Below are 12,533 nucleotides of genomic sequence, written 5' to 3'. Positions count from 1 at the left end.
CCGGGCTGCGGCACACTTGGCGGGGTGTTGCTGACGATCTCCACCACCGTGTCGCCTGCCACCGACCTGGGCTTCCTGCTGCACAAGCATCCCGACCGGGTGCAACGGTTCGCCCAGTCGTTCGGCGAGGCGACGGTGTTCTACCCCGAGGCGGGCGCGGAACGCTGCACGGCGGCGCTCCTGCTCGACGTCGACCCGGTCAAGCTGGCCCGGTCACGGGGCAAGGGATCGCCCGACTTCAGCCTGTCGCAGTACGTCAACGACCGGCCCTACGCGGCCTCGTCGCTGCTGGCCGTGGCGCTGGCCGACGTGTTCCGCACCGCGCGGGCCGGACGCTGCAACGCCCGGCCGGAGCTGGCCGCCACGCCCCTGCCGCTGCGGATCCGGCTGCCCGCGCTGCCCTGCCGGGGCGGCCCCGAGCTGGCCGGGCGGCTGTTCACGCCGCTCGGCTGGCACGTCACCGCCGAGCCGGTGCCGCTCGACGCGGGCTTCCCCGAGTGGGGCGACTCGCGGTACGTGCGGCTCACGCTCGACGGCACCGTGCGGCTGGCCGACGCGCTCAACCACCTGTACGTGCTGCTGCCGGTGCTGGACGAGGCCAAGCACTACTGGATGGCGCCGGACGAGATCGACAAGCTCGTGCGCGCCGGGGAGGGCTGGCTGCGCGACCACCCGGAGCGCGGGCTGATCGTCCGCCGCTACCTGGGACGGCGCTGGAGCATGGCCCGCGTCGCGCTCGCCCGCCTGGCCGAGCTGGGCGACGACACCGAGGAGCAGCTGGAGCCCGCGGTCGCGGAGGACGCCCCGGCGGGGGAGACCGCCGCCGACGAGGCCGCCGAGGCGGAGGCGGCCGAAGCGGCCGAGGCCGGCGGGGTCGACGAGCGGCCCGCCAGGCGCACGCCGCTCAACACCCGGCGCCGCGAGGCCGTGCTGGAGACGCTGGAGGAGCTCGGCGCCGTCAGCGTGATCGACCTGGGCTGCGGCCAGGGCGAGCTGGTCGGGGCGCTGCTGTCCAGGCCGCGCTTCGCCAGGGTCGCCGGCATGGACGTCTCGCCGATGGCGCTGACCATCGCCGCGCGCAAGCTCAAGCTGGAGCGCATGCCCGACGCCAAGCGCGCCCGGCTCACGCTGTTCCAGGGCGCGCTCACCTACACCGACAAGCGCCTGGCCGGCTACGACGCCGCCGTGCTCATGGAGGTGATCGAGCATGTGGACCCGCCCCGGCTGGCCGCCCTCGAACACGTCGTGTTCGGCCACGCCAGGCCCGCGCACGTGCTCGTGACCACGCCCAACGTCGAGTACAACGTCCGCTACGAGTTCCTGACCGGCCTGCGCCACGCCGACCACCGCTTCGAGTGGACCAGGGCCGAGTTCGCCGCCTGGGCCCAGGACGTGGCGGCCCGGCACGGCTACCGGGTCGCGTTCCGGCCCGTGGGCGAGGAGGATCCGGAGGTCGGCCCGCCGACCCAGATGGGGGTGTTCACCCGTGATTAGCGTTCCCGAGCTGTCGCTCGTCGTGCTCGTCGGCGTCTCGGGCAGCGGCAAGTCGACCTTCGCCGCCCGCCACTTCAAGCCGTCGCAGGTCATCTCGTCCGACTTCTGCCGCGGCCTGGTCTCCGACGACGAGAACGACCAGAGCGCCACCCCCGCCGCGTTCGACCTGCTGCACCACATCGTCGGCGTGCGCCTGTCGCGCGGCCTGCTCACTGTGGTCGACGCCACCAACGTGCAGTACGCGGCCCGCAAGAGCCTCATCGACCTCGCCCGGCAGCACGACGTGATGGCCGACGCCATCGTGCTCGACGTGCCGGAGGAGGTCGCCGTCGAGCGCAACGCCGGCCGCCCCGACCGCGACTTCGGCGCCCGCGTGGTGATCCGCCAGCGCAAGGACCTGCGCCGCTCGCTCGGCAAGATCTCCCGCGACGGCTTTCGCAAGGTCCACGTGCTGCACGGCGTCGAGGAGATCGAGCGGGCGGAGATCACGTACGAGAAGGCGTGGTCCGACCGGCGCGAGCTGACCGGCCCGTTCGACATCATCGGCGACGTCCACGGCTGCCGGGCGGAGCTGGAGGCGCTGCTGGCCGAGCTCGGCTGGCAGGGGCTCACGCACCCCGAGGGCCGCACCGCCGTGTTCGTCGGCGACCTCGTCGACCGGGGCCCCGACACGCCGGGCGTGCTGCGCCTGGTCATGAGCATGGTCGCGGCCGGCACCGCGATCTGCGTGGCCGGCAACCACGAGCAGAAGCTCGTGCGCGCGCTGGCCGGGCGCAACGTCAAGGTGGCGCACGGGCTGCAGGAGTCGCTCGACCAGCTCGCCGCCGAGCCGCCGGAGTTCGTCGAGTCGGCGCGGACGTTCATGGACTCGCTGCTCAGCCACTACGTGCTGGACGAGGGGCGGCTCGTGGTCGCGCACGCCGGGCTCAAGGAGGCCTACCACGGCCGCGCCTCCGGCCGCGTGCGCGCCTTCGCCCTGTACGGCGACACCACCGGCGAGACCGACGAGTACGGGCTGCCCGTGCGCTACCCGTGGGCCGAGGAGTACCGGGGCCGGGCCATGGTCGTCTACGGCCACACGCCGACGGTGCAGCCGGAATGGGTCAACAACACGATCTGCCTCGACACCGGCTGCGTGTTCGGCGGCCACCTGACCGCGCTGCGCTACCCGGAGCGCGAGCTCGTCCGGGTCCCGGCCGAGAAGGTGTGGTACGAGCCGGTCAAGCCGCTGGCCGCCCCCGCGCGTGACGCGGTCATGCTCGACATCGGCGACGTGCAGGGCACCCGCCACGTCGAGACGCGCTTCGCCGGCCGGGTCAAGGTGGCCGAGGAGAACGCCGCCGCGGCGCTGGAGGTCATGAGCCGCTTCGCGGTCGACCCGCGCTGGCTCGTCTACCTGCCGCCGACGATGGCGCCGTCGCAGACGTCCGCGCTCGACGGCTACCTGGAGCACCCGGAGGAGGCGTTCGCGGAGTTCGCCGAGGCCGGGGTGAGCGAGGTCGTGTGCGAGGAGAAGCACATGGGCTCGCGGGCCGTGGCCGTGCTCGCCCGCACGCCCGAGGTGGCGGCGGCGCGGTTCGGCGTCACCGACGGCAGCGCGGGCGCCGTCTACACGCGCACCGGGCGGCCGTTCTTCGACGACCTGACGCCGCTGGTCGACCGGCTGCGGGAGGCGTGCGCGCCGCTGTGGGAGGCGCTCGGCTCCGACTGGGTGGTGCTCGACTGCGAGCTGCTGCCCTGGTCGGCGAAGGCGGACGGGCTCATCAGGTCCCAGTACGCGTCCGTGGGCGCCGCCGCCGGGGCCGCGCTGCCGGAGGCGGTCTCGGCGCTGGAGGCCGCCGCCGCGCGCGGGCTGGAGGTGGCGGAGCTGCTGGAGCGCACCCGCCGCCGGGCGGGCAACGCCACGCTGTTCCGCGACGCCTACGCCCGCTACTGCTGGCCGGTCGACGGCCTGGAGGGGGTGCGGCTGGCGCCGTTCCAGATCCTCGCCTGCGAGGGCCGGGCCACGGCGCTGGAGCCGCACGCCTGGCACCTGTCGACGCTGGCGCTGCTCGACGCGCCGATCATCGCGCCGACCCGGCACGTGTTCGTCTCGCTGGACTCGCCGTCCTCCCGCGCCGAGGCGACGGCCTGGTGGGAGGCGATGACGGCGGCGGGCGGCGAGGGCATGGTGGTCAAGCCCGCCGCGCACACCGGCGGCCGGGTCCAGCCGGGCGTCAAGGTCCGGGGCCGCGAGTACCTGCGCATCATCTACGGCCCCGACTACACCGAGTCGCTGGACGTGCTGCGCCGGCGCTTCCTCGGCAAGAAGCGGTCGCTGGCGCTGCGCGAGCACGCGCTCGGCCTGGAGGCGCTGGCGCGGCTGGCCGACGGCGAGCCGGGCTGGCGGGTGCACGAGCCGGTCTTCGCCGTGCTCGCGCTGGAGTCCGAGCCCGTGGACCCGCGCCTGTGACCGCCGACCGGCACCGGCCCGGCTACCTGCGCCGCCGCCTGGGCCGCGCCGTCCTGCTGTACGGCGTCGCCCTGGCGGTGGCGGCCGTGGTGGTGGCGGTCTTCTGGCTCGCCCAAGTTTGAGTAATTGAAGCAGTACGTAACGTAGTCACGGGTATGTCCCTCAGCCAGAGGGGGAAGGACCCGCATGGCTACTCAGCACGCCCATCAGGAGAACCTGGGTCACGTCGTCTTCATCGCGGCGGCGGCGGCCATCGGCGGGTTCCTGTTCGGCTACGACAGTTCGGTCATCAACGGCGCCGTGGTCGGCATCCAGCGCCACTTCGCGGTCGGCGCGGTCGAGACCGGGTTCGTGGTGGCGATCGCGCTGCTCGGCTCGGCCGTCGGCGCCTGGATCGGCGGCCGGCTCGCCGACCGGTGGGGGCGCACCCGGACCATGCAGGTGGCCGCGGTGCTGTTCGCCATCAGCTCGATCGGGCAGATGCTGCCGTTCGCGATCTGGGACCTGGCGCTGTGGCGGGTGCTCGCGGGCGCCGCGATCGGCATGGCGTCGGTGCTCGGGCCCACCTACATCGCCGAGGTGGCGCCGCCCGCTTACCGGGGCAGGCTCGGCTCGTTCCAGCAGCTCGCGATCGTGCTCGGCATCGCCGTCTCTCAGCTCGTCAACTATGTGATCGCCAGGCTGGCGGGCGGCGACGTGAACAACCAGCTGTGGGGGCTGGAGGCGTGGCAGTGGATGCTCGGCGCCTGCGTCGTGCCCGCCCTGCTCTTCCTGCTGTTCGCCTCGACGATCCCGGAGTCGCCGCGCTACCTCATCATGGCGGGCCGCACCCGGCAGGCCCGCGCGGTGCTGGCCGAGGTCGAGGGCGAGGACGTGGACCTGGACGAGCGCGTACGGGAGATCCAGCACGTGCTGAGGTCCGAGGCCAGGCCCACGATGAAGGATCTGCGCGGCCCGGCGCTCGGCCTGCTGCCGATCGTGTGGATCGGCATCGTCCTGTCGGCTTTTCAGCAGTTCGTCGGTATTAACGTTATTTTCTACTATTCGTCCGTTTTGTGGCAGTCGGTGGGCATCAACCAGGCCAACTCGCTGCTGATCAGCTTCTCCAGCTCGATCATCAACATCATCGGCACGTTCATCGCCATCTCGCTCGTCGACAAGATCGGGCGCAAGCCGCTGCTCCTCATCGGCTCCGCCGGCATGGCGATCTCGCTGGCCACCGCCGCCTGGGCGTTCAGCTCCGCCCGACCCGTCGGCGGCGACGTGTCGCTGCCCGACCCGCAGGGCCTGATCGCGCTGGTCGCCGCCAACCTGTTCGTGCTGTTCTTCGCGCTGTCGTGGGGAGTGGTGGTCTGGGTGCTGCTCGGCGAGATGTTCCCCAACCGGATCCGCGCCGCCGCGCTAGGCATCGCCGCCGCCGCGCAGTGGATCGCCAACTGGCTGATCACCGTCACGTTCCCGGCCCTCGCCGAGTGGAACCTGCCGCTCACGTACGCGATGTACGCCCTGTTCGCCCTGCTGTCGTTCGTCTTCGTCCTCAAGTGGGTCAAGGAGACCAAGGGGCGCCGGCTGGAGGAGATGGGCTGAGCCCGCTCACCTCCGGCCCCACGCCCGCTTGACCAGCGAGAACACCATCGCCCCGAGCGCGACGAAGAAGAGCAGCTTGAACAGGCCCGCCCCGCCGGTCACCACCATCGCCACCATGAGCAGGACCAGGATCGGCACGAACCGCCCCGGGCCGTGGCCGTGGCGGCGGCCCGGGTGCCCGGGCCCGCGCAGGTGATGGCTCATGCCGGGGTGCCGCTGGGCCAGCTCCCGCATGCGGTCGCGCTGCTCGCGCATCGCCGCGTGCCAGGAGTCGACCGTGTGCGGCGGCACCGGCCCGGCCTGGGCGACGGGGCCCTCGCCGGGCAGGTCCTGCGTGATCGTGGCCAGGTCCCGCCGGGTGCGGGCGGCGAGCGTCCGGTCCAGCCGCTCGTCGAGCTCCTCGTGTGTCAGGCGCCCCAGCGCGAAGTGCTCGCGCAGGGAGGCCATCGTCCGTTCGCGCTCGGCGTCACCGATGCGCAGGTCGCCGTGGTCCATGGCGGTCGCCACCCCCTTCAAGGCTCACTCCTCACCCGGGTCGCCGTCGGCCAGAATCTGGTAGAGCCTGCGCCGGGTCTCCACCAGAGTCTTACGCGCTTCGCGGATTTGCGCATCGGTGCCGGTCTGCAGAACCTGCATCAGCGCGAACGCCGACTGGCGCGACAGGTCCCAGAGGTCGGCCGTGCTGTCGTCGACGTCTGGCCGCATCTCGTCCCACGGGGCGCGGACCTCGTCGGCGTGCGCCTCGATGTAGGCGCGGCCGGTGTCGGTGAGCCGGAAGGTCTTGCGGCCCTCGTTCTCCTCGGAGATGACCAGGCCCTCGTCGCTGAGCTGCTGCAACGCCGGGTAGACGGCGCCGGGGCTGGGCTTCCAGCCGCCCTCGCTGCGCTCGGCGATCTCCTGGATGATCTGGTAGCCGTTGCGCGGCTCCTCGGCCAGCAGGGCCAGGATCGCGGCGCGCACGTCGCCCCGCTTGGCCTTGCGCGGCCGGCCGCCCCAGCCCCGGTGCCCGCCGAACGGGCCCTGGCCCCACGGCCCCCGGCCCAGGTCGAACGGGAACGCTCCCGGCCCGCGGCGCCCCCGGTGCCGGTGCTCGTGCGGGCCGCCGCGGTGGTGGTGGCCCTGCTCGAAGGCGTCGGCCACGGCCTTGATCGCCTCCTTCGCGGCTTTCTTGAACTCGTGCGCGTCGGGCCACTGGCCCCCGGCCGCCTGAGCGGATGTCATCGTGGTGCCTCCTCGCGATCGTTCTCGATGCTTCAACGATATATCGGAAGAATGTCGCCATCAAGGGTGATGCTCAAGTGAGACAGATCACCAAAAACTTCCGGGAATCCGGGAACAGGATCCGGGAGGCGTCCGTTGTTCACAGCAGACGAGGTCGTTCCGCGTCGGCAGGGCTGGGGGGTGCTGTCGCCGCGGAGACGACCTCGTCTGCGTTTGCGGGACGTTTCGCGGGGTCCGCGCCCGGGCACCGCACACCGGCGCGGATTGCCGTACAGTCCCGATCATGATGGGGCACACGCACGCGCTCACCGGGGTCATCGCCTGGCTGGGGCTGGCGCCGCCGCTCGCGGCGCTGCCGCTGCTCAACGAGTCCTCCCGGTTCATCGACACCGGCATCATGGCCACCGCGCTGAGCCCGGCCGAGCTGATCGCCGGGGCCATCATCTGCGCCGGCGCCGCCATGCTGCCCGACCTCGACCACCCCAGCGCGACGATCGCGCAGACGTTCGGGCCGGTCACCTGGTTACTGAGCAAGGGCGTGTCGTGGATCAGCGGCGGGCACCGGGGGGCCACGCACTCCCTGGCGTTCGCGGTGGCGGTCGGGTTCGGCACGCACTGGCTGGCCAACACCTATCCGATCGGCCGCGACATCATGGTCGTGCTGCTCATCGGGCTGGCCCTGCGCGCGATCGGCATCGGCATCCCGGGCAAGAAGCTCGGCTCGGCCATGGTCAACATCGGCCTGACGGCGGGGCTCTACGCCGTGTTCCTGTCGCTGTCGGTGGGGTACGCCTGGCTGGGGCTGGCCGTGGGGATCGGCTGTCTCATGCACGTGGTGGGCGACTGCATGACCGAACGCGGGTGCCCGGTGCTGTGGCCGCTGTCGATGAAGTTCGTGCTGCCGTGGAAGATCGGCATCAAGACGGGGCGCAAGTTCGAGCAGAAGATCCTCGCTCCGCTGCTGTCGCTGGCCATCGTCGGCCTGCTCTTCTGGCGGCTCGCCCCCGTTTAACTTGATGTCGAGATACTTTTCGAGATATCTTGACATCGAGAGACCTGTGCGGCCGACTTAGGGTGACCTGACGTCGAGAACGCTTCCCGCGTGCGGCAGGATCTCAAGTGAGCAACTGTCTATGGAGGAGGCGAATCACCGTGTCCGCGAACAGCTTCGGCAGCCGTGACACGCTGCGCGTCGGCGACGCGTCATATGAGATTTTCCGGCTGGACGCTGTCGAAGGCGCTGCCCGCCTCCCGTACAGCCTGAAAATCCTGCTGGAAAACCTCCTCCGCACCGAGGACGGCGCCAACATCACCGCCGACCACATCCGCGCCCTGGGCTCCTGGGACCCCAATGCGGCGCCGAGCGTGGAGATCCAGTTCACCCCGGCCCGCGTCATCATGCAGGACTTCACCGGCGTGCCCTGCGTCGTCGACCTGGCCACCATGCGCGAGGCCGTGCGCGACCTCGGCGGCGACCCTGCCCGCATCAACCCGCTCGCCCCGGCCGAGATGGTCATCGACCACTCGGTCATCGTCGACTACTTCGGCCACCCCGACGCCTTCCAGCGCAACGTCGAGCGCGAGTACGAGCGCAACCGCGAGCGCTACCAGTTCCTGCGCTGGGGCCAGACCGCCTTCGACGAGTTCAAGGTCGTCCCGCCCGGCACCGGCATCGTCCACCAGGTCAACATCGAGCACCTGGCCCGCGTCGTCATGACCCGCGACGGCAAGGCCTACCCCGACACCTGCGTCGGCACCGACTCCCACACCACGATGGAGAACGGCATCGGCGTGCTCGGCTGGGGCGTCGGCGGCATCGAGGCCGAGGCCGCCATGCTCGGCCAGCCGATCTCCATGCTCATCCCGCGCGTCGTCGGCTTCAAGCTCAGCGGCAAGCTGCCCGCCGGAGCCACCGCCACCGACCTGGTGCTCACCATCACCGAGATCCTGCGCAAGCACGGCGTCGTCGGCAAGTTCGTGGAGTTCTACGGCGAGGGCGTCTCCTCCGTGCCGCTGGCCGACCGCGCCACGATCGGCAACATGAGCCCCGAGTTCGGCTCCACCTGCGCCATCTTCCCCATCGACGGCCAGACCGTCGACTACCTGCGCCTGACCGGCCGCTCCGAGGAGCAGATCGCGCTCGTCGAGGCCTACGCCAAGGCCCAGGGCCTGTGGCTCGACCCGCACGACCCCGAGCCCCAGTTCTCCGAGTACATCGAGCTCGACCTGGGCACCGTCGTGCCGTCCATCGCCGGCCCCAAGCGCCCGCAGGACCGCATCGAACTGTCGGCCGCCAAGGAGACCTGGCGCCGCGACGTGCGCGCCTACGTCGACGACCCCGACGGCGTCGACGAGGCCGTCAAGGAGAGCTTCCCCGCCTCCGACGCGCCCGCCTCCAACGCCGACGCCAACGGCGCCCGCCCGCACAAGCCGGTCGCGGTCACGCTCGCCGACGGCACCTCCTTCGAGATCGACCACGGCATCGTCTCCATCGCCGCGATCACCTCCTGCACCAACACCTCCAACCCGTACGTCATGCTCGGCGCCGCCCTGCTGGCCCGCAACGCCGTGGAGAAGGGCCTGACCCGCAAGCCGTGGGTCAAGACCTCCCTGGCGCCCGGCTCCCAGGTCGTCACCGGCTACTTCGAGCGCTCCGGCCTCCAGCCGTACCTCGACAAGATCGGCTTCAACCTCGTCGGCTACGGCTGCACCACCTGCATCGGCAACTCCGGCCCGCTGCCCGCCGAGATCTCCGAGGCCGTCCAGGCCAACGACCTCGCGGTCACCGCCGTGCTGTCCGGCAACCGCAACTTCGAGGGCCGCATCAACCCCGACGTCAAGATGAACTACCTGGCGTCCCCGCCGCTCGTCGTCGCCTACGCGCTCGCCGGCACCATGGACCTCGACCTCGACACCGAGCCGCTCGGCCTCGGCGCCGACGGCGAGCCCGTCTACCTGCGCGACATCTGGCCCTCGCCGGAGGAGATCGCCGAGGTCGTCCACTCCTCGATCGGCCGCGACATGTTCGAGCGCGACTACGCCGACGTGTTCAAGGGCGACGACCTGTGGCGCTCGCTGCCGATCCCGACCGGCGACACCTTCGAGTGGGACCCGGCCTCCACCTACGTGCGCAAGGCCCCCTACTTCGACGGCATGCCGCCGGAGCCGGAGCCGGTGACCGACATCGCCGGCGCCCGCGTGCTGGTCAAGGTGGGCGACTCCGTCACCACCGACCACATCTCGCCCGCCGGGTCCATCAAGGTCGGCACCCCCGCCGCCCAGTACCTGCAGGCCAACGGCGTCGAGGTCAAGGACTTCAACTCCTACGGCTCGCGGCGCGGCAACCACGAGGTGATGATCCGCGGCACGTTCGCCAACATCCGGCTGCGCAACCAGATCGCGCCCGGCACCGAGGGCGGCTACACCCGCGACTTCACCCAGGCCGACGCGCCCGTGTCGTTCATCTACGACGCCTCGGTCAACTACGCCGCCGCCGGCACCCCGCTGGTCGTCCTGGCCGGCAAGGAGTACGGCTCCGGCTCCTCGCGCGACTGGGCCGCCAAGGGCACCGCGCTGCTCGGCGTCCGCGCCGTCATCGCCGAGTCCTACGAGCGCATCCACCGCTCCAACCTCATCGGCATGGGCGTGCTGCCGCTGCAGTTCCCCGAGGGCGCCACGGCCGAGTCGCTGGGCCTGACCGGCGAGGAGACGTTCGACATCACCGGCGTCGAGGCGCTCAACGGCGGCTCCATCCCGCAGACGGTGCACGTCAAGGCGGGCGACGTGGAGTTCGACGCGGTCGTGCGCATCGACACGCCCGGCGAGGCCGACTACTACCGGCACGGCGGCATCATGCAGTACGTGCTGCGCTCGCTGCTCGCCAAGTCCTGACCCGCTCCGCTTCCCCGCCCGCGCCCCGGTCATCAGCCGGTGGCGGGCGGCGGGAGCCCGGCCGCCCTCACGCGGCCGGGCCGGGCGCGCGCACCTCACGCGCCCACCTCGGGGGAACCACCCGAACGTCACGAGCCGCCCGGCGCACCACCCACCGCCGGGCGGCTCTTGGCATTCACGAGGCGCCCGTGCGCCCCGCCGGCCGGGCGGCGCTCAGGCGACGCGGGTGTGCGGGGCTCAGGCGACGCGGGCGGGCGGGGCCGCCCAGGTGTCGCAGGAGCCGGGCCGCTGCGTGGTGAAGCCGCGCTTGAGCCAGTAGGCCCGGTTGGCGCCCTTCCCGTGGCTGCGCCGCTCGCCGTCGTCGTCACCGCTGGCGCGGGTCGCGTCGAGCAGGGACTCCCAGTCGCCCCGGCCGCGGCCGAGCGAGCCCCACACGCTGCCCAGGAACACCCCCGACAGGCAGTCGGCCTGCAGCTCGTAGCGCCGCCCCAGCTCCGCCTGCCGCGCCCGCCCGGCCCGGGCGGCGGCGCTCTCGTAGTGTTTCCTGATCCCGGTCAGGCTCTGCACGTGATGGCCGTACTCGTGCGCGGCCACCTTGAGGGGGTAGAGGTCCGTACGGTCCTCGATCCAGCGGCCCGTCAGCGGGAAGACCAGCGTGGCCCGCTCGGTGCAGTAGAAGGCGGCGGCCCCCTCGGGCCAGTCGAGGCCGCACACGCGCGGTGCGGGCTCGTCGTAGTAGCGCACGATGGGCTTGCGGAACGTCCGGCGCGTCCCGGCGAGGTGCTTGGACCACGACTTGTCCAGACATTTCGTGATCGCGGTGAGGTATTCGCGGGTGCGCGGGATCCCGCCCTGGACGATCTCCGGCTCCGGGCACGCCGCCGTCGCCATCCGGCCGGTCGCCGCCAGCGGATCCACGTACGGCCTCTGGGCCTGGGCGGGCAGCGCGAACCCGGACGACAGGAGGAGCGGGAGAGTGAGAAGCAGACGCACGATCACGCAGCTTAGGCGATCTCCAGCCAGCCCGGACGCCCCGCTCGCCCCGCCCGCTCGCCCCGCCCGCTCGCCCTGGTCGTCCGCCTGCTCGCCTCGGCCCGTACGCCCGCCCCGGTCGTCCGCCTCGGTCTTGGGGAGGTTGTGGTGGTTGACTCCTCTTCGTGACTCATGAGGTGCTGGTCCTGGTCGTCGGCGGGGCGGCGGTGCTCGCCGGGGCGGTGGTGCAGGGCAGCGTCGGGTTCGGGCTGGGGCTGGTGGGCGTGCCCGTGCTCACCATGCTGGACCCGGGCGTCATGCCGGGCGCGATGCAGGTGGTCAACATGACGCTGCCGCTGTTCACGCTCGCCGCCGAGTGGCGGCGGGTCGACTGGCGCGGGCTCGGCTTCGCGCTCCTCGGCCGCCTCCCGGGCAGCGTGGTGGGGGCGTTCATCGTCGTGTACGTGTCCATCCACGCGCTCAGCGTCTTCGTGGCGGTCATGGTGCTGGCCGCCGTGGGGCTCACCGCGCGGGCGTTCAGCGTGCCGCGCAACGGGGCGACGATCACCTCGGCGGGGTTCCTGTCGGGCGTCACCGGCACCGCCACCGGCATCGGCGGGCCGCCTCTCGCCCTCGTCTACCAGAACGCCAGAGGGCCGCAGATCCGGGCCACGCTGGCCATGTTCTTCTTCCTCAGCGCCGCGCAGTCGATCGCCGTCCTCGCCCTGGTCGACCGCCTGCCGATGCGCGCCCTGGCCACCGGGGGCGCGCTCGTCGTGCCGATGATCCTCGGCTTCGCCCTGTCCGGGCCGCTGCGCCGCCACCTCGACCAGGGCCGGGTCCGCGCCGCCGTCCTGGTCGTCGCCGCGGCCTCCGCGCTCGGCCTCCTCGTCGTCACCGCCCTGGCCTGACCCCC

General features: G+C 72.0%; 10 protein-coding genes. 7 read left to right on the top strand and 3 right to left on the bottom strand.

Translation table 11 applies throughout. The annotated features are described in order from the left end of the window. Nucleotides 1-24 precede the first annotated feature (24 nt). From ACWDXC_RS10705 to ACWDXC_RS10690, 4 genes are all read left to right on the top strand, one after another. A complete protein-coding gene (locus ACWDXC_RS10705; protein ID WP_449980412.1) occupies nucleotides 25-1,494 on the top strand; it encodes a 3' terminal RNA ribose 2'-O-methyltransferase Hen1 in 1,470 nt (489 codons plus the stop codon). Continuing rightward, nucleotides 1,487-3,946: a polynucleotide kinase-phosphatase gene (locus ACWDXC_RS10700; RefSeq protein WP_449980409.1), complete on the top strand. Its 2,460-nt coding sequence runs from the start codon at nucleotides 1,487-1,489 to the stop codon at nucleotides 3,944-3,946. Before ACWDXC_RS10705 ends, ACWDXC_RS10700 begins: the two co-directional genes overlap by 8 nt. Further along, the gene (locus ACWDXC_RS10695; RefSeq protein ID WP_364169256.1) at nucleotides 3,943-4,068 is read left to right on the top strand and encodes a hypothetical protein; all 126 of its coding nucleotides are present in this window, start codon (nucleotides 3,943-3,945) and stop codon (nucleotides 4,066-4,068) included. Before ACWDXC_RS10700 ends, ACWDXC_RS10695 begins: the two co-directional genes overlap by 4 nt. Before the next feature lie 64 nt (nucleotides 4,069-4,132). After that, nucleotides 4,133-5,533 carry a sugar porter family MFS transporter gene (locus ACWDXC_RS10690; RefSeq protein WP_449980406.1) on the top strand — a complete coding sequence of 467 codons (1,401 nt, stop codon included), beginning with the start codon at nucleotides 4,133-4,135 and terminating at the stop codon, nucleotides 5,531-5,533. A gap of 6 nt (nucleotides 5,534-5,539) precedes the next feature. Here ACWDXC_RS10690 and ACWDXC_RS10685 read toward each other — a convergent pair whose 3' ends face one another. Beyond that, nucleotides 5,540-6,040: a DUF1707 SHOCT-like domain-containing protein gene (locus ACWDXC_RS10685; protein WP_449981016.1), complete on the bottom strand. Its 501-nt coding sequence runs from the start codon at nucleotides 6,038-6,040 to the stop codon at nucleotides 5,540-5,542. Between the two features lie 12 nt (nucleotides 6,041-6,052). Then, the gene (locus ACWDXC_RS10680) at nucleotides 6,053-6,754 is read right to left on the bottom strand and encodes a PadR family transcriptional regulator (protein WP_449980404.1); all 702 of its coding nucleotides are present in this window, start codon (nucleotides 6,752-6,754) and stop codon (nucleotides 6,053-6,055) included. Nucleotides 6,755-7,037: 283 nt separating this feature from the next. On the opposite strand from ACWDXC_RS10680, the gene ACWDXC_RS10675 reads away from it, so the two are divergent. After that, entirely contained in the window at nucleotides 7,038-7,766 is a 729-nt protein-coding gene (locus ACWDXC_RS10675; protein WP_219507787.1) for a metal-dependent hydrolase, read from the top strand. A gap of 134 nt (nucleotides 7,767-7,900) precedes the next feature. After that, the gene (acnA, locus tag ACWDXC_RS10670) at nucleotides 7,901-10,645 is read left to right on the top strand and encodes an aconitate hydratase AcnA (protein ID WP_449981014.1); all 2,745 of its coding nucleotides are present in this window, start codon (nucleotides 7,901-7,903) and stop codon (nucleotides 10,643-10,645) included. 237 nt (nucleotides 10,646-10,882) lie between these two features. On the opposite strand, the gene ACWDXC_RS10665 is transcribed toward acnA, so the two are convergent. After that, complete coding sequence (locus tag ACWDXC_RS10665; protein WP_449980402.1) at nucleotides 10,883-11,638, bottom strand: neutral zinc metallopeptidase; 756 nt, start codon at nucleotides 11,636-11,638, stop codon at nucleotides 10,883-10,885. A gap of 164 nt (nucleotides 11,639-11,802) precedes the next feature. On the opposite strand from ACWDXC_RS10665, the gene ACWDXC_RS10660 reads away from it, so the two are divergent. After that, nucleotides 11,803-12,528: a sulfite exporter TauE/SafE family protein gene (locus ACWDXC_RS10660; protein WP_449980399.1), complete on the top strand. Its 726-nt coding sequence runs from the start codon at nucleotides 11,803-11,805 to the stop codon at nucleotides 12,526-12,528. Nucleotides 12,529-12,533 lie beyond the last annotated feature (5 nt).

The sequence above is a fragment of the Nonomuraea sp. NPDC003214 genome, from assembly GCF_053590035.1.
This window is presented reverse-complemented; position numbering and strand designations above follow the sequence as displayed.

What these genes read in the sequence shown, in the direction of transcription:
- ACWDXC_RS10690 (WP_449980406.1), top strand. Translation starts at nt 4,133, where the DNA reads ATGGCTACTCAGCACGCCCATCAGGAGAACCTGGGTCACGTCGTCTTC.
- ACWDXC_RS10680 (WP_449980404.1), bottom strand. Translation starts at nt 6,754, where the DNA reads ATGACATCCGCTCAGGCGGCCGGGGGCCAGTGGCCCGACGCGCACGAG.
- ACWDXC_RS10675 (WP_219507787.1), top strand. Translation starts at nt 7,038, where the DNA reads ATGATGGGGCACACGCACGCGCTCACCGGGGTCATCGCCTGGCTGGGG.